This window comes from Streptomyces sp. WM6378 (assembly GCF_001279695.1).
Classification (GTDB): domain Bacteria; phylum Actinomycetota; class Actinomycetes; order Streptomycetales; family Streptomycetaceae; genus Streptomyces.
On the sequence record NZ_LGDD01000339.1, the window covers coordinates 124,248 to 140,407 of the forward strand.

At 70.6% G+C, this 16,160-nt stretch carries 14 protein-coding genes; 6 read left to right on the forward strand and 8 right to left on the reverse strand.

Annotation, left to right across the window (positions count from 1 at the left end):
- Window positions 1-184 precede the first annotated feature (184 nt).
- Complete coding sequence (locus ADK54_RS38540) at window positions 185-2,227, forward strand: phosphocholine-specific phospholipase C (protein ID WP_234392384.1); 2,043 nt, start codon at window positions 185-187, stop codon at window positions 2,225-2,227.
- 316 nt (window positions 2,228-2,543) lie between these two features.
- Window positions 2,544-4,280 carry an MFS transporter gene (locus ADK54_RS38545; protein WP_053730484.1) on the forward strand — a complete coding sequence of 579 codons (1,737 nt, stop codon included), beginning with the start codon at window positions 2,544-2,546 and terminating at the stop codon, window positions 4,278-4,280.
- A gap of 229 nt (window positions 4,281-4,509) precedes the next feature.
- Here ADK54_RS38545 and ADK54_RS38550 read toward each other — a convergent pair whose 3' ends face one another.
- Both ADK54_RS38550 and ADK54_RS38555 read right to left on the reverse strand, forming a co-directional pair.
- Window positions 4,510-5,046, reverse strand: a complete 537-nt coding sequence (locus ADK54_RS38550) for a carboxymuconolactone decarboxylase family protein (RefSeq protein ID WP_107090723.1) — start codon at window positions 5,044-5,046, stop codon at window positions 4,510-4,512.
- Entirely contained in the window at window positions 5,043-5,717 is a 675-nt protein-coding gene (locus ADK54_RS38555; protein ID WP_053730485.1) for a class II aldolase/adducin family protein, read from the reverse strand. The genes ADK54_RS38550 and ADK54_RS38555 overlap by 4 nt, the downstream gene beginning before the upstream one ends.
- 118 nt (window positions 5,718-5,835) lie before the next feature.
- Here ADK54_RS38555 and ADK54_RS38560 point away from each other — a divergent pair, with 118 nt between their 5' ends.
- Entirely contained in the window at window positions 5,836-6,228 is a 393-nt protein-coding gene (locus ADK54_RS38560) for a MerR family transcriptional regulator (protein ID WP_053730486.1), read from the forward strand.
- Window positions 6,229-6,289: 61 nt separating this feature from the next.
- Here ADK54_RS38560 and ADK54_RS38565 read toward each other — a convergent pair whose 3' ends face one another.
- The 5 genes from ADK54_RS38565 to ADK54_RS38585 form a co-directional block, all read right to left on the reverse strand.
- Window positions 6,290-6,931 (reverse strand): DNA-binding response regulator, encoded by a 642-nt coding sequence (locus ADK54_RS38565; protein WP_053730487.1) that lies wholly within the window; start codon window positions 6,929-6,931, stop codon window positions 6,290-6,292.
- A complete protein-coding gene (locus tag ADK54_RS38570; protein ID WP_053730488.1) occupies window positions 6,922-8,076 on the reverse strand; it encodes a sensor histidine kinase in 1,155 nt (384 codons plus the stop codon). The genes ADK54_RS38565 and ADK54_RS38570 overlap by 10 nt, the downstream gene beginning before the upstream one ends.
- Window positions 8,077-8,096: 20 nt before the next feature.
- Window positions 8,097-8,378: a DedA family protein gene (locus ADK54_RS49010; protein ID WP_420717474.1), complete on the reverse strand. Its 282-nt coding sequence runs from the start codon at window positions 8,376-8,378 to the stop codon at window positions 8,097-8,099.
- Window positions 8,379-8,854: 476 nt separating this feature from the next.
- Window positions 8,855-9,439, reverse strand: a complete 585-nt coding sequence (locus tag ADK54_RS38580) for a dihydrofolate reductase family protein (protein WP_053730489.1) — start codon at window positions 9,437-9,439, stop codon at window positions 8,855-8,857.
- Window positions 9,440-9,629: 190 nt separating this feature from the next.
- The gene (locus tag ADK54_RS38585; RefSeq protein ID WP_053730574.1) at window positions 9,630-9,950 is read right to left on the reverse strand and encodes a hypothetical protein; all 321 of its coding nucleotides are present in this window, start codon (window positions 9,948-9,950) and stop codon (window positions 9,630-9,632) included.
- 205 nt (window positions 9,951-10,155) lie between these two features.
- Between ADK54_RS38585 and ADK54_RS38590 the strand changes: the two genes are divergently transcribed.
- Window positions 10,156-10,863 carry a DUF6215 domain-containing protein gene (locus ADK54_RS38590; protein ID WP_234392385.1) on the forward strand — a complete coding sequence of 236 codons (708 nt, stop codon included), beginning with the start codon at window positions 10,156-10,158 and terminating at the stop codon, window positions 10,861-10,863.
- Between the two features lie 36 nt (window positions 10,864-10,899).
- Here the strand turns inward: ADK54_RS38590 and rph are convergent, their stop codons facing one another.
- On the reverse strand, window positions 10,900-13,497 hold the full coding sequence (gene rph, locus ADK54_RS38595) for a rifamycin-inactivating phosphotransferase (RefSeq protein ID WP_053730491.1): 2,598 nt from the start codon (window positions 13,495-13,497) through the stop codon (window positions 10,900-10,902).
- 730 nt (window positions 13,498-14,227) lie between these two features.
- On the opposite strand from rph, the gene ADK54_RS38600 reads away from it, so the two are divergent.
- Together ADK54_RS38600 and ADK54_RS38605 are read left to right on the forward strand one after the other, a co-directional pair.
- Complete coding sequence (locus tag ADK54_RS38600; RefSeq protein WP_234392386.1) at window positions 14,228-14,917, forward strand: VC0807 family protein; 690 nt, start codon at window positions 14,228-14,230, stop codon at window positions 14,915-14,917.
- A gap of 52 nt (window positions 14,918-14,969) precedes the next feature.
- On the forward strand, window positions 14,970-16,148 hold the full coding sequence (locus ADK54_RS38605) for an epoxide hydrolase family protein (protein WP_053730576.1): 1,179 nt from the start codon (window positions 14,970-14,972) through the stop codon (window positions 16,146-16,148).
- Window positions 16,149-16,160 lie beyond the last annotated feature (12 nt).

The following is a 16,160-nucleotide window of genomic DNA, read 5'->3' on the forward strand; positions in this document are numbered from 1 at the left end:
TAGAACACTGGAAAGACAACTCGCGACCCGTGGCCACCCGGCGGCGCCAGGCTCAAGCCGAGCCGGGCGGCCCTCCGGACGTACGACTCCGCACCCGCACCGCCTCGCCAAGTCACCTCCCCAGCAAGGCAGTTCACCGAGCGTGGGTCAGCTGCCCTCACCTCAAGGAGTGCCCGTGAGTCCCGTGTCCCGACGCAGATTCATCAGCATGGCGGCAGGCGCCACCGGCAGCGCCGCCGCGCTGTCCGCCCTGCCGGACGCCCTCCAGCAGGCGCTGGCCGCGCCCGCCACGGCCGGTGGCAGCATCGGCGACATCCAGCACGTGGTCGTCTTCATGCAGGAGAACCGGGCCTTCGACCACTATTACGGGTCCATGAAGGGCGTCCGGGGCTTCGCCGACCGCAACGCCATCAGCCTTCCCGGTGGCAAGTCCGCGTTCCACCAGCCGTACTCCAACTCCGACGGCTACATCCTGCCGTTCCACATGGACACGGCCGCGACCAGCGCCATCTGCGCCGACGCGCCCGCGATGAGCTACCCGGTGGACACGGCGATCTGGAACAACGGCAAGTACGACGCCTGGAACACCGCGCGCACGCCCGGCCTCGGCATGGGCTACTTCAAGCGCGCGGACCTGCCGTTCTACTACGCGCTCGCCGACGCGTTCACGGTCTGCGACCACTACTTCTGCTCGACGCTGACGCAGACCAACCCGAACCGGCTGCACCTGTTCACCGGCTCGAACGGCCTGTCCGTGGGCAAGAGCGCCGTCCTCGACAACACCGAGCCGTCCGCCGGGTTCACCTGGACCACGTACGCGGAGCGCCTGGAGGCGGCCGGGATCAGCTGGAAGGTCTACCAGCAGAGCGACAACTTCGACGACAACGCCCTGGCCTGGTTCGCCAACTTCAAGAACGCCAAGCCCGGTTCGCCCCTGCACGACAAGGGCATGGCTACCGTCCCGGACCTGGAGAGCGCCTTCAAGAAGGACATCGACGCGGGCACCCTGCCCCAGGTGTCGTGGATCATCGCGCCGGCCTCCCTGTCCGAGCACGCCAACTACAAGCCCGCCTGGGGAGAGGACCTGTCGGCCCGGCTGCTCTCGGCGCTGGCCGCCAACCAGGACGTCTGGTCGAACACCGCCTTCATCCTCAACTACGACGAGAACGGCGGATTCTTCGACCACGTACCGCCGCCCGTCCCGCCCGCCTCGTCCAGCCAGGGCATCAGCTCCGTCGGCACGGCGGGCGAAATCTCCGGCGGCAAGGCGATCGGCATGGGCCCGCGCGTCCCCCTGATCGTCGTCTCACCCTGGACGCGCGGAGGTTACGTCTGCTCCCAGGTCTTCGACCACACCTCGGTGATCCGCTTCCTGGAGCAGCGCTTCGGTGTCCACGAGCCCAACATCAGCGCCTGGCGCCGGGCCGTGAGCGGCGACCTGACGTCGGCCTTCGGCTTCGGCACGGCCAACGCGTCCTGGCCGTCACTGCCCGACACCAGCGGGTACGTCTCCGGCGCCGACACCCAGTGCTCGACCCTGCCCGCGCCCAAGATCCCCGCTCAGCAGTCCGTGCCCGTACAGGAGTCCGGGACGAAGCCGGCGCGGGCGCTGCCGTGGCAGCCGAACGCGAGCGGCAGGACCGACTGCGCGGGCGGCGAGTTCTGGATCGACATGACCAACACCGGCACCGCGGGCGTGACCTACTCCGTCCACCCCAACGCCCATCGCACCGACGGCCCCTGGCTGTACACGGTCGACGGCGGGGCCACGGTGTCGGACTACTGGGTCGCGGGCACCCCCACCGGCGCGTACGACCTGTCGCTGTACGGCCCCAACGGATTCCACCGCCGCTTCGCCGGCAACCGCGTCACGGCGTGCACCGGCACCGCCGCATCGGTGGAGGTCGCGGCCACCTACGACACGGCTCGTAGCGAGGTGCGCCTCGCCTTCACCAACACCGGCGGGAGCGCGGCCACGGTGACGGTCACGGACAACGCGTACGCGACCGGCGGCCCCTGGACCTACTCCGTCCCGGCTCACACCACGGCCACCGCCCCGGTCACCGCGCCCTTCGCGACGGCGAGCGGCTGGTACGACCTGACGGCCACCGCCAACACCGCGGACGGCTTCCTGCGCCGCCTGGCCGGCCACATCGAGACGGGCACCCCGAGCGTCACGGACCCGGCGATGTCGGCCGCCGCCACCGCCGCGGCCGCGACCGGCTGACCGGACGAAGGCCTCGGAGGCGGGGTGAGCCGGGGTGAGTCGGGATCTTTGCGCCGTCTCCGGCGACGAGCGGTACCGCACCGAACGGGCCCGCCGCCCGGGAAGGGAATTCGTTCCGCGACCGTGCCGTCTCAGCGGGAGCCTCTCGGCCGCCACGGCAATGAAAAGGTCAAGGGCTTGCCATCCAGGTCAAGATTCCCGCTCGTACGACATTCGGCCACGTTCCCCGGAATAGTCGCCTGGGGAAACGGGTTCAGCAGCACGTACCCCGCCCAGGTGCCGCCGCCGACCTCACCCCGCCTCCGGAGGCCCCGTAATGTCCCAGCCGACGCCCCACCAGCAGGCCGAGCCTCGCGGCATACGCGGTGTCGTCCCCGTCCTCGCCTTCGCCGGCATCACGGTCGCGGTGATGCAGACGCTGCTGGTCCCGGTCATCAAGGACCTGCCGACGCTGCTCAGCACCTCGCCCTCCAATGCCACCTGGGTCATGACCTCGACCCTGCTCGCCGGCGCCGTGGCCACCCCGATCATGGGGCGGCTCGGCGACCTGTACGGCAAGCGCCGCATGCTCCTGGCCAGCCTCGCCATCATGGTGGTCGGCTCGCTGATCGCCGGCTTCACCAGCCAGCTCCTCGTGATGATCGTCGGCCGCGCTCTGCAGGGCTTCGCCATGGGCGCCATCCCGCTCGGCATCGGCCTGATGCGGGACGAGCTGCCCCGCGAGAAGCTCGGCTCGGCGATGGCCCTGATGAGCTCCTCCATCGGCGTCGGCGGCGGGCTCGCCCTGCCGCTCGCGGCCCTGGTCGCCCAACACGCCGACTGGCACGCCCTGTTCTTCGGCTCGGCGGGCCTTGGCGTGGTGGCGATGCTCCTCACCCTCCTCTTCGTGCCGGAGAGCAAGGTCAAGGCGGAGGGCACCTTCGACGTGGTCGGGGCGCTCGGCCTCTCCGCGGGCCTGGTCCTGCTGCTGCTTCCGATCACCAAGGGCAGCGACTGGGGCTGGGGATCGACCACCACGCTCGGCCTGCTCGGCGCGGCGCTGCTCGTTCTCGTCCTGTGGGGCGTGATGGAACTGCGCGTCAAGGCGCCGCTGGTGAACCTGCGCACCACCGCCCGGCGCGAGGTGCTGCTCACCAACCTCGCCTCGACGATGGTCGGCGTCGCCTTCTACGCGATCTCGCTCGTGCTGCCCCAGCTGCTCCAGCTGCCGAAGGCCACCGGGTACGGCCTCGGCCAGTCGATGGTCGTCGCCGGTCTCTGCGTCGCGCCGCTCGGCCTGACGATGATGCTGACCGCGCCGGTCTACGCGCGCCTCTCGGCCAAGTACGGACCGAAGACCACCCTCATCCTCGGCATGCTGATCATCGCGATCGGGTACGGGGCGGGGCTCGGCCTGATGAACGCGGCCTGGCAGACCATCGTCATCTCGGTGGTCGTCGGCGCGGGCATAGGCCTCGCCTACTCCTCGCTCCCCGCGCTGATCATCGGCGCGGTCGACCCGTCAGAGACGGGCGCGGCCAACGGCCTCAACACCCTGATGCGCTCGATCGGTACGTCGGTGTCGAGCGCCGTCATCGGCATGGTGCTCGCGAACACCGCGCAGCCCTTCGGCCCGGTCCAGCTCCCGACCATGCACGGCTTCCGCGTCTCGTTCCTGATCGCCACGGCCGCGGTGGCGGGCGGGCTGCTGCTCGCCGTCTTCCTGCCCAAGGGCCGCCCGGCCACGAAGCCGCAGCTGCGGGCCAGCAGCGAGGAGGACGCCGTCCTGGAGCACGCCACGGAGGTCCTTGCCGCGTTCCACGGCCGGGTGGTCGCCGCGTCCGGCGCGCCCGTGCCACACGCCAAGGTCACCCTGATCGACCACGCGGGCCGCCAGGCGGGTTCGGCTCACACCGACGAGACCGGCCGGTACGCGGTGCCGGTCCCGCGGGGCGGCGCGTACGTCCTGGCCGCAACCGCCGCGGGCCACGCGCCGCTGGCTTCATCGGCCACGCACCACGGGGGCGAGGGCCGGGTGACGGTGGACCTGGCACTGCCCGTGCCGGTCCAGTAGACGGGGGCCGGCGCCCCCACTCCCCACCGGCCGCCCCACCCACCTGTGCCCCGCCCTGCTCCGGCGCCCCGTCCCCGGCCGCATTGCGCCGAACGCCGTTCGGGAACAGCGGTGTTCGGCACTCAGGCCGCCGGAGCGGTCGGGCTCGGTTGCGCGTGGAAGACGATCCCGCCGTGGCCGACACCCCGTCAAGAGATGGGCGCAAATCCAGTCTGAAAATTGCAGCAAGTTATTTACGAAGATCCTTGGCTGCGCCACGCGCATCGACCGGGTCCCCCTGAGCGCGCACGGCGCCCACGCACGGCTCGCGGAATTCCTCATGAACGACGTCCGCGTCCGGGAGACCGGGACCGACCGGGCCCCGGACTTGCTCCGCGCCCTCGGCCGGCGTCAGCTCGGCGATGATCTCGGTGCCGAGTGCGTAGGCCGGTACGCCCGCCGTGATCAGCGCGGTCTCGGCGACCCCGATGAGGTCGGGGATGCCGGCTCCGGCGTGGAGTGCGCCCCGGGCGTGGATCCGGGCGGGATGCGCCCGGCCGAGAGCGAGCAGCTGCCCGAAGTGGACCAGCTGCTGCACCCGGCCGCCCAGCGGACTGTCGGTCAGCACGATGTGCCGCAGTGCCGCGATCGCCTCCTCGGTGGGCAGCCGGTCGAAGTCCTGGGCAAGGCGCAGTCGCTCCTGCACACCGCCGGGAACGGCGCCCAGCGTGGAGCGGTAGCGGTCCCGTACGGCCTCGGCGCGGCGGGCGCAGTCGTCGTCCGTCATGACGAAACCCGCGCGATCGAGGCTCGCACGGCCTCCTGGGCGCCCGGGGGAAAGTCCACGCCGCCTCCGATCGCCGCCGCGGCGATCTCCGCCTCGGCGCTCTCCTCGATGGCCACCACGAGGTGAGCGGTGGCGGCCACATCCGGGCCGAACACCAGGAGGCCGTGGTTGGCCAGCAGGACGGCGGCCGTCGTCGCACGCCGCTCCAGGACCTCGGCCATGCCGCGCACCGACACGTCCGAACCGCGCGGCCCCCACGGAACCACCGGCACGTCCTCGGCCTGCCCGAAGCGCAGCATCGGCTCGGTCCGGCACGGCAGCGGCCGGTTGGCCACGGCGAAGGCGGTCGCGGCGGGCGAGTGGGTGTGGATGATCGCGCCCACGTGCGGGCGGGCCCGGTAGACGGTGCTGTGCATGGCGATGATCTCGGCGCTCACGGACTGCAGCTCGCCCTCGATGACCTGCCCGTCGAAACCAACGGTCGCGAGTTGCTCGGGCCGCAGCCCGCGGACGAACCCCGGCGTCAGCAGAAGCCGCTCCCCGTCCAGCCGGGCGCTCAGATTGGCGTGCCCGGAGTGGGACATCACCCCCGTCGCGAAAAGACTCTCGGCGGCCTCGACCAGCTGCCGCGCCCGCTCTTCCTTGACCATGTCTGCATCGGTATTGGCCATGATCCATCTCCCAGATCCGTTGCGGCGACCGCTGGTGGTTCGCCGCTGTCCACGTGCGAACCACTCTTCAACTTGAACTAAGGTTTAAGTCAAATGCGGCCGGGACGAGGAGCGCGACATGCGGATGACGATCGGGCAACTCTCCGAACTGACCGGCGTTCCGGCCTCGGCGATCCGGTACTGGGAACGCCACGGCCTGCTGCCCGCCCCCGAACGGCAGGGCGGCCAGCGGCGCTACGTCCCGGAGGACGCCGAGCGGATCAAGGTGCTGCGCAAGTGCCAGCAGGCGGGGCTGACCCTGGTCGAGATCGGCGAGCTCCAGCAGGACCAGCCGCGCAGACAGGCGATGATGCGGGCCAAGGTCATCGAAATCGAGCAACGCATGCTCGACCTGGACCACGCCCACCAGCTCCTGACCCATGCCCTTCAGTGCAGCGAGGAGGACATCGTCAAGTGCCCCAAGTTCCGCAAGCAGATGGCGACTTGGCGCACGACGAACCCCGAGGGGTGAACAGCGTCACGGCGACAGTGGGGGCAGGTGCCGTGCCGGCGGCGGCGAGCCTCCACCCTCCTCAGGACTTCAGATAACGCAGCACCGCGAGCACGCGGCGGCTGTAACCCGCCGCCTGCGGCAGTTCCAGCTTGTCGAAGATCGCGTTGCTGTGCTTCTCGACGGCACTCTGCGACACATGAAGCCGGTCGGCGATCGAGGCGTTGGTGTGACCCTGTGCCATGTGGGCGAGGACGGCGAGCTCGCGGGCGGTGAGGCGTTCCAAGGAGTCGAAGTGGCTTGTGCGGGCGAGGAGTTGGCGCACCATCTCGGGGTCGAACGCCGCGCCTCCCGACCGTACGCGCTCCAACGCGTCCAAGAACTCCTCCACCCGCGCCACCCTGTCCTTGAGCAGGTAGCCGATGCCCTGCGGGTCCGAGGACAGCAACTGGGTGGCGTAACGCTTCTCGACGTACTGCGACAGGACCAGGACCCCTACCCGTGGATGGTCGCGCCTGATGGTCAGCGCGGCTCGCAGGCCCTCGTCGGTGTGGGTCGGCGGCATGCGTACGTCGACCACGACGACGTCCGGCGGCGCGGCGGACACCGCCGCCAGCAGTGCGGACGCGTCCCCCGTGGCCACCACCTCGTGGCCCTCCTCCGCAAGGAGCCGGACCAGCCCCTCGCGCAGCAGGGTGGAGTCCTCCGCGAGTATCACGCGCACGGCAGCTCCGCCTCCACGAGGGTCGGGCCACCGGGCGGGCTCAGCACCCTGAAACGGCCGTCGAGCGCGGCTGTCCGACGGGCCAGGCCGGCCAGTCCGCCGCCGCCCGCATCGGCGCCGCCCACCCCGTCGTCGGTGATGCGCACGCTGAGCACTGGGCCGGATTCCGTCTCCACGACTGCCACTTGGACGTCTATGCGGGTGGCCCCGGCATGTTTGGCGGCGTTGGTGACGGCCTCGCGGACCGTGAAGTAGGCGGCGGTCTCGATCCGGGGTGCCGGGCGGGCGGCGAGAGCACACCGCACCCGTACCGGTAGGGCCGAACGCTCAGCCACCGTCGCCAGCGCCTCCTCCAGGCCCAGATCGTCCAAGTGGGCCGGGTACACCCGCCAGGCGACCTGGCGCAGTTCGTCCAGCGCCCGCTGCGATTCCTCGTGGGCCTGTGCGTAGAGCTCCTCCGAGCCGCTGCGCCGGGCGCGGCCGAGCAGCATCGCCAGGGCGACCAGGCGTTGTTGGAGCCCGTCGTGCAGGTCCCGTTCGATGCGGCGGCGCTCGGCGTCCACGGCCTCGACGATCCCGGCGCGGCTCGCCGACAAGTGGGCGATCCGACGCCGCATCAGCTCGCGCTCGCTCAGGCCGAGGAATCGGCGGACCAGTGCGCGCTCCAGGGCGACCACGGCCGCGAGGCCGACCACGTCGAGGAAGAGCGCGAGCGTTCCCACTGTGAGCAGGTAGGTGACGACCGGCCAGGTCGCAGCGATCCCGTCCGGCTTCTCGCCCCGGAGCCAGCCGGTCAGCACTTGAGTGGTCGTCGCGGCGCCGAAGCCGAGGACGGTGAGGGCTCCGCCGCCCAGCAGACCGACGGGGCAGCGGCTCGCGAGGTAGCGCAGGGCGCGCCCCGCCGTGAACTCCCCGGCGCCGTCGCCGCCCAGGAACACCGCCGCCCTCAGGCGTTCGATACGGGCCAGCCGCAGAGCGGAGCCGGGGAGCGCCTGGGGAAGCGGACGGCCGTGGCGCAGGGCCAGCACCGGGGCAGCCAGCACCAGGAAGACCATCTCGACCAGGGCGGACAGCGTGCCAAGGACCAACCCGGCCACCGACCGGACGACGCTTCCCGTGACACCCCGCGCAGTCCATCTCCCCATGGTCGGCGAGATTAGACGGGTCATGCGCCGTGCCGGCCCCTGGAGCGTGGCAGCCGGGAGACCACGAAGTAACCGACCAGCAGCACGATGGCTGCCCCCACCCCCTTCGACACGATGCCGCCGTAGTCCTCGACCAGCCGCCAGTTGTCACCCAGCCAGAACCCAGCCATGACGAACACGGTGTTCCAGACGAGGCTGCCCAGGGCGGTCAGGCCGACGAAGACCGTCAGCGGCATGCGCTCGATGCCGGCCGGAATGGAGATCAGGCTCCGGAACACCGGCACCATGCGCGCGAAGAACACCGTCTTGGCACCGTGCCGCGCGAACCACGCCTCGGCCCTGTCGATCTCGTGCGCCTGGACGAGAGGGATTCTCTCCGCGATCCGCCGGTGCGGTCGCGGCCCAGTGCCGCGCCAGCGAAGTAGACGAGCAGGGAGCCGACCACCGACCCGATCGTGGTCCACACGATGACGGCCACCGGACTCGTCCGGCCCTGTCCCGCTGTGAACCCCGCCACCGGCAGGATGACCTCACTCGGGACGAAGGGCAGCACCGTGTCCACTGCGTTGGTCAGGCCGGCGCCCGGCGCACCCAGCAACTCCATGATGTGAACGGCCCATGCGGCGATCCCACCAGTCGGCTCTGCTCCACTGCTCGCTGCAATCATGGCCGCAACGCTAGGAGTTGGGGCCGTCGGGAACCATGCGGTCAACCGTCGAACCGCACTGCGGAAAACCACAGGTCCACGAAGGCGAAGAACCCCGCTGAGCCCGCCGGACTACTCCGCCGCCGCGCCCTCGGCCACCTCGGCCGGCGCGTACAGCAGATGCATCACCCCGGTCCTGAACGTCTGCGACGTGACCAGCTTCAGCGGGTAGGGCCCCTCGCCCTCCGCGAACAGGCGCAGGCCCTGGCCCAGGACGATCGGGTGTACCAGCAGGCGGAGCTCGTCGAGCAGGCCCGCCGCCAGGAGCTGGCGGACCACGGAGACCGAGCCGGTGACGGAGATGCCCTTGCTGCTGTCCTCCGCCTTCAGCGCCTCGATGGCCGCGACGAAGTCGCCCTGGAGTTGTTCGGAGTTGCGCCATGTGAAGTCGAGCTTTCGGCTCGACACGACGACCTTGCGGGTGTCACCGAAGTCCTTCGCCAAGCCCGCGTCCTCGCCGCCCGCGAGCTCCCGTGCGGGCCATGCCTCGGCGAAGGCGTCATAGGTCGTACGGCCGAACAGGAACGTGTCGCAGCCGTGGATGTCGCCCATGACAGCGGCGCCCATCTCGTCGTTGTAGTACGGAAAGTGCCAGGTATGGGGCTCGGCGACGACACCGTCGAGGGAGATGAACAGGCCTGCGGTGATCTTGCGCATGGCGGGGCTCCTTGGCTTCGAGGACTCGGTTCGCATCGTCGTCGGTCAGACGAACCGCAGCCGCGGAACTCATCGGTCCCCCGCGCCGAGAATCCGCAAACCGTGCCGTCCGGGCTCTCCTCCCCGCACCGCACGCCTGGGTCAAGCACTCACGGCTCGCGGACCGTGCCGCAGCGCTTCCAGCCGCGTCCTACAGAGCACCCGGAGCATCGAGGAACCGCCGCAGCACGGTGACTTCCGCTTGGAGCTCCGCGGCCCGGTCGGCGTGCGCGGGGGCGGTCAACTTCGCTGCCGCCTCCAGCCGTTCGGCGATCTCGGCCCGCACGATGTCCGCCATGTCGCCCTCGCTCAGCTCACGCCGTACCGCTTCGGTGGCACCCACGCCGACCGGTGATGCCTCCAGGGCCACGCCGCGCAGTTCGGCCGCGCCGACCGGCACCGCCTCGGCGTTGTCCAGCGCCGCGAGCGTCGCGCGCAGAGCGCGCACGGCCACCTTGTCGCGGGCGCGCATCGCTTCGGGCAGGGCCTGGCGCATACGGGTGTGCAGAGACATGTCGGCGACTTTATGGTCATGCCCCTTGGGCCGGCAACGGGATAACCCACCCGTGATCTCGCACCGCGGACGGCCCACCTCCTTGTCCCCCCGGTGATCACGGGTTAGGGTCCGCGGGCCACGTATCGGGGCACATGTCGGGGGATCAATGCAGGTGGGGGACATGACGGGGGACATGACAAAAGGCATCGGCGCGCCCAAGGAGAGCGGGAGCCCCTGGCTGCAAGCCGTCGCGGCCGTGGCGTTGGTGGCGGCACTCTGTGCCGGTGCGTGGGCGTCCGGGGCGCTGTCGGACTCCAGCGGTGTCGCGAAGCCCGCCACCTGCTCGGACGGGGAGCCCACGACGGCAGCGGGGAAGGCCCATGTCTCCGGTGCGCAGCTGTGCGAGGCGTTGAACCGTCCCGACCTCGCCGAACTCCTCGGCACGCCGGGGCAGATCGCGAAGACCGCCAGCGGCAGCGACAGCTCCATGGGCCTTCTCGGTGGCAAGGACATCCCCACCCCCTCGGCCCAGGTCAAGTTCGAGACGTACACCGTGACGCTGGCGGGCACCTTCGACGGTCTTCCCGTGGCCGGGTCGGCCTCGCTGCTGGGGCGGGGCGCGCAACAGCGGACGGTGCTTGGGCGGCCGGCGGTCCTCTACTCGGACCAGACCATCAGCATCCGCTTCCGGCTCGACGGGGGTGACGCCCAAACCGGTCCCGGCGTCCCGGCCCGCGTCGTCTCCGTGGCCCAGAACGCGAAGGACAGCGGCGGCTCCTTCGAGGTGACCCTGTGGCGTTCGGACGGCTTGATTCCCGACGACGCGGTACTGCTCCGCGTCGCCGAGAAGCTGCTGCCGACGGTCCCGGGGTGGACCGCCAACGGCTGAGCCACGGCTACGGACGGGGCTGCTCGGTGTGGTCGGTCAGGGCAGGATCTCGATGTACCCGTCGGTTCCGTGCACGCGGATGCGCTGCCCGTCCCGGATCCGCCGGGTGGCTTGCTCGACGCCCACGACGGCCGGCAAGCCGTACTCCCGGGCGATCACCGCGCCATGGGTCATCAGGCCGCCCACCTCCGTCACCAGACCCGCGACCGCGACGAACAGCGGCGACCAGCTGGGGTCCGTGAAGGTCGTGACCAGGATGTCGCCCGCTTCGAGATCGGCGTCCGCCATGTCGAGGATGACGCGGGCCCTTCCCTCGATGGTCCCGGCGGAGACCGGTAGTCCGATCAGGGCGCCGGCGGGCACGTCGTCACGCCGGTACGCCCCGGTGACGGCCTCACCGTCCGAGGTCAGCACCCGGGGCGGCGTGAGCGCCTGGCACGACCGGAACGCCTCCTTGCGCTGCTGGACGAGCCGGTCGTCCACCCGGTTCGAGCGCACGACGTCGTTCAGTTCCTGGAACGTGAGGTAGAAGACGTCCTCCTTCGCACGCAGTACACCGGCCTGCACGAGGCGCTCGGCCTCCCCCATCAGGGCCTGCTTGTAGACGAAGTAGCGGCTGACGATGCCGTACTTCGGGTACTCCCGGTACCCGATGAAGGTCCTGACCCGGTCGATCATCCGCTTGGTCTCGTCGGCTTTCCGGTCCCCGTCCGGCAGGGCCCGCAGGCGTGACAGCACGTCCTGTTCCTTCTCCCGCGCCTTCTGCCGCCCCTGCTCGAAGCGCCGCTCGGCGGCGCCCGGCTCGAAGTTCCTGACGTTGTCGAGGATCACCGGCACAAGTGTGCTGGGCCGCTCGCGCCAACGTGGCCTCGAAATGTCGATCTCGCCGACGCAGCGCATGCCGTACCGGTCGAGGTAGGCCTCGATGGCGTCCCGCGCCTCGGTCCCGCCCGCGAGCTTCGCCAGCTCGTCCAGGAAGCCCTCGTCCTCGACGCCTTCCAGGAACGCCAGCACCTCCGGATGCGGGCGGATCACGTCCGCGACGTCGAGCAGTGCCAGTCCCATCTCCGACGTGACGTTGTCGGGGGCGGACAGCGTCAGCGTGTCAGCCGCGTTCTTCTCGCCCAGCCACTCCTTCAGCCGGTCGTTGAGCCACCACGTGGCCTCCATCCCCGCCATGATCGCCTGGATGTTCAGTGGGTCACTGAGGACGCGCTTGTGCTCATCGAAGGCGTCGAGGAGGAAGTCGAACAGTGCCGGTCCGGTCTTCGTCCGGATGTCGCGTTCCAGGGCGGCGACGGACACCCGGCTGCGCTCGATCAGCTCGGCCACGATGGCCGGATCGGTCTCGATCGGGGCGGGCCGGCCGCCGGCCGGCGGCCCACCGGGGGCCTCGTCGGAAAGCGAGGGGACGAAGTCGTCGCGGTCGAGGACGGTTTCCAGCGCGTCCCTGACCAGCGGATCGCCTCTCCCCATGAGGTCGAGGAGGCCGGCACGGCTCGCGGGCGAGGCCAGGCGCCGGGTGACGTCGACGAACAGCCTGCCGCCGGCCTCGTGCATCGCCACCATGGCCGTCAGCTGCCACGTGGAGAGCCCCAGGGGCTTCATGGCGTCGGTCATCATCTGCTGATGACCGACGGAGACGTATACGTGGTTCTCCTGGTCACCGGCCTCGGGGACGGGGTACAGCGTCGTGATCGGCCGGGACTGAACGATCTGGAAGTCGTCGTCGACCAGGCACCATTCGATGTCCTGCGGGCGGCCGAAGTGCGCCTCGATCCGCCGCCCGAGCCGCACGAGATGCACGGCCTGCGCATCCGTCAGCGCCGGTTCCTCCTGACACCGCGAGTCGATCGCCACTTCCCGCGTGCCGCCGGCCGGCAGGGCGTGGACGGCACGCTGCTTGGCGGCGATCGTCTTGGCGACGACTTCGCCGTGTCGCACCTTGAAGACGTCCGGGTTCACCAGGCCGGAGACCAGCGCCTCGCCGAGGCCGAAGCCCGCGTCCACGGTGGCGACCTTCCGGTTGCCCGTGACGGGGTCGGCGGTGAACAGGATGCCGGACGCTTGCGGGAAGGCCATCCGCTGCACGACCACGGCCATGTGGACCGTACGGTGGTCGATGCCGTTGCGCCGACGGTAGGTCACGGCCCGCTCGGTGAACAGCGAGGCCCAGCACCGGCTGACGTGCTGAAGGATCGCCGTCGGTCCCACGACGTTCAGGTACGTGTCCTGCTGGCCGGCGAAGGAGGCTGTCGGCAGGTCCTCCGCCGTCGCGCTGGACCGGACGGCGCAGGCGGTTTCCTCGCCGAGCCGGACGAGCGCGCCGGTGATCGCCGCCACCAGATCGCCCGGGACGGCAATCCCTTCGATGGTCCGACGGATCTCCGCGCTGAGCGTGCCGATCGCCTCCCGGTCGTCCGGGTCGAGGCGCGACAGCTGGTCGAGCCGATCCTCGATCGACGGCGCTTGCGCCATGATCCGCCGGAAGGCCTCCGTCGTCACGCAGAAGCCACCCGGGACGCGAACGCCTTCGATCCGCGACAGCTCGCCCAGGTGCGCGCCCTTGCCGCCCACGACCGCGACCTGCGTCTCGTCGACCTCTTGAAGATCCAGCACGTACTGCTCAGTCATCGCGACACCTCCCGGGCAACCGTGCCCCGTCGCACTGCGGTGGCCGATCGGATCACCGGCGCCTCCCACTCTGCCGAACCTTTTGTCGAGCACGTCCTCATCCCTGCTTGCCTTCCCTCTGACGATTCGGGCGCCGCGCACCTCCGCACCGAACACCCCCGGCCACAACTGCACGGTGCTTGGTCCCACCACTGATTCGACGACACCGCGCCCCCAAATGCGCAGGTTCTGGCTTCGGCCGACGATTGTGCGCCATGACCCGGGCCTTGCGGCAAGCCCCCCAGCGCGCTATAAGTTGAGAGTGGCAGGGAGAGTGTGACTCTCCTTGCCTTTGTTTTTGCCGTGCAACAGAACTCACGACCTTCTCGCGAAGCGGTGGCACGCCACGTGGCCCCACGCTATCGCCGGGCTCCGTACGGCCGGAGCAGCCCCCGAGCCTGCGAGCCGGTCGGGCGCCGCAGACCTGGGGCAAGCGCCGCTTCTTCCGGGTCCACCCTTCTCCACCCAGTGGTGGAGACGACCGCCCGAATGTCCACCGAGCGCCCCAAGACACGTACGACCAGGGCGAGTTAACGTCGGTTGTGTTCGAGACAAAAGAATTCTCGAACGTCATGGAATGCATTCCACGCCCCTCTCCTGAGGGCATCCCCCGAAGCAATTCATGGATGCGTCCCCGAATGCGGGAATGCGTTGGAACCGACTTCCTCTACGAGACCAATGGGGGCTCGCCATGCGACCGACCTCGTCCGAACCGTCCAGCAAGTCCGCTGCCACTGCGCCCCGCAGGCGGCTCGACCCGTCCATGCGGGCGATGGCCTCCACCCTCTTCTACGACATCGGGCTCTCGGTGATCGCCTACTTCGTCGCCGGGCTGTTCGGCGCGAGCAACTACCTCGCCCTGCTCCTGGCCACCGTTGTCGCCGGGCTGCGCACACTCTGGGTGGTGCTGCGCCAGCGCAGGCTCGACCCGTTCGCGCTGTTCTTACTCACCCTGTTCGGCTCGGGGCTCGCCCTGAGCTTCACCACCGGCGACCCCCGGTTCGTCCTCGCCAAGGACGCGGCGGGCTCCTTCACGGCGGGGCTCGTCTTCGTCGGCAGCTGTGTCATCGGGCGCCCGCTCGCCTATTACGCGGCCCTGCGCTTCGCCCGCTCGGCCGGTTCCGCGCGGCACGACGAGTTCCGGAGCTCCGCGAACACCTCCGCCATGCGGGCCCGCTGGTTCCGTGTCTCCCTGATCTGGGGGATCTCGCTCCTCATCGACGCGGGGCTGCGGATCGCGGCCGTGTACCTGCTGCCGGTCGGGCCCGCGGCCAACGTCTCACAGGCCCTCATGCTCGCGGTCTACGGGCCGCTCACCCTGTGGACCGTCCACTCGGCGAGGAAGGCCCAAGCTGCCGCCCGAAGCGGAGCCAGGCCCTAACAGCCGTACAGGACAAGGCGGTAGCCGCCACCCCACCGTTAGGGTGCATCTCATGCCGCACATCACCCCGCTTCGCCCCGAGTCGTTCACCCCGCGGACCTCCCCCGCCGCGCTCGCGGATCTCCGCGCGCGGCTGCGGGCGACGCGCTGGCCGGATGCGCCCGAGGACGCCGGGTGGGCACTCGGGACCGATCTCGACTACCTGCGCGAGCTCGTCGCGTACTGGGCGGACGGGTTCGACTGGCCCGCGCAGGAGGCCGCGCTCGCCCGGCTCCCACACTTCCGCGTGCCGCTCGGCGGGCTCGGGGTCCACTTCGTGCATGCCCGGGCCGTCGCGCCGGCCGGGCCCGTGCTGCCGCTGGTCCTCAGCCACGGCTGGCCGGACTCGTTCTGGCGCTACTCGAAGGTCGTCCCGCTCCTCACCGATCCCGGTGCGCACGGCGCCGACCCCGCCGACGCGTTCGACGTGGTCGTGCCCGACATGCCGGGCTACGGGTACTCCGACCGCCCAACCGGGCCGCCCCTGGACGCCATCGCCGTCGCCGGGCTGTGGGCCGAGCTCATGGGCGTCCTGGGTTACGAGCGGTTCGGCGCGGCGGGCGGGGACGTCGGCAGCCACGTCAGCCGCTACCTCGCTCTCGACCACCCCGACCGGGTCGTGGCCGTCCACCGCACCGACGCGGGCCTGCCCGTCTTCTCCGGCGACCCGGCGGAACTCTCGGCAGAGGAGCGTGCCTGGCTGGAGGGCGCCGCGGCCTGGGGCGCGACCGAGGGCGCGTACGCCGCCATGCACCGTACGAAGCCGCAGACCGCCGCCTTCGGACTCGCCGACTCGCCGGCCGGGCTCGCCGCCTGGATCGTCGAGAAGCTCCGGGCGTGGAGTGACTGCGGCGGCGACGTGGAGCGGAGCTTCACGAAGGACGAGATCCTCACGAACGTCACGCTCTACTGGCTGACCGAGACCATCGGCTCGTCGATGCGCATGTACCGCGCGAACGCCGCGATCCCGCCCGCCCAGCACGCCCGCCGCGTCGAAGTACCGTCCGGCTTCTCGCTGTTCCCGGGCGACGTCGTCCTGCCGCCCCGGGCGTGGCTCGATCGCATGGCGAACGTGGCGTACGTGACCGAGCCGGCCCGGGGCGGGCACTTCGCGCCGTTCGAGGAGCCCGAGCTGTACGCCGAGGAGCTGCGCGCCTTCTTCCGGCCCTACCGGGAGGCGGCCCTGGGCTGAGGGCACCCCCAA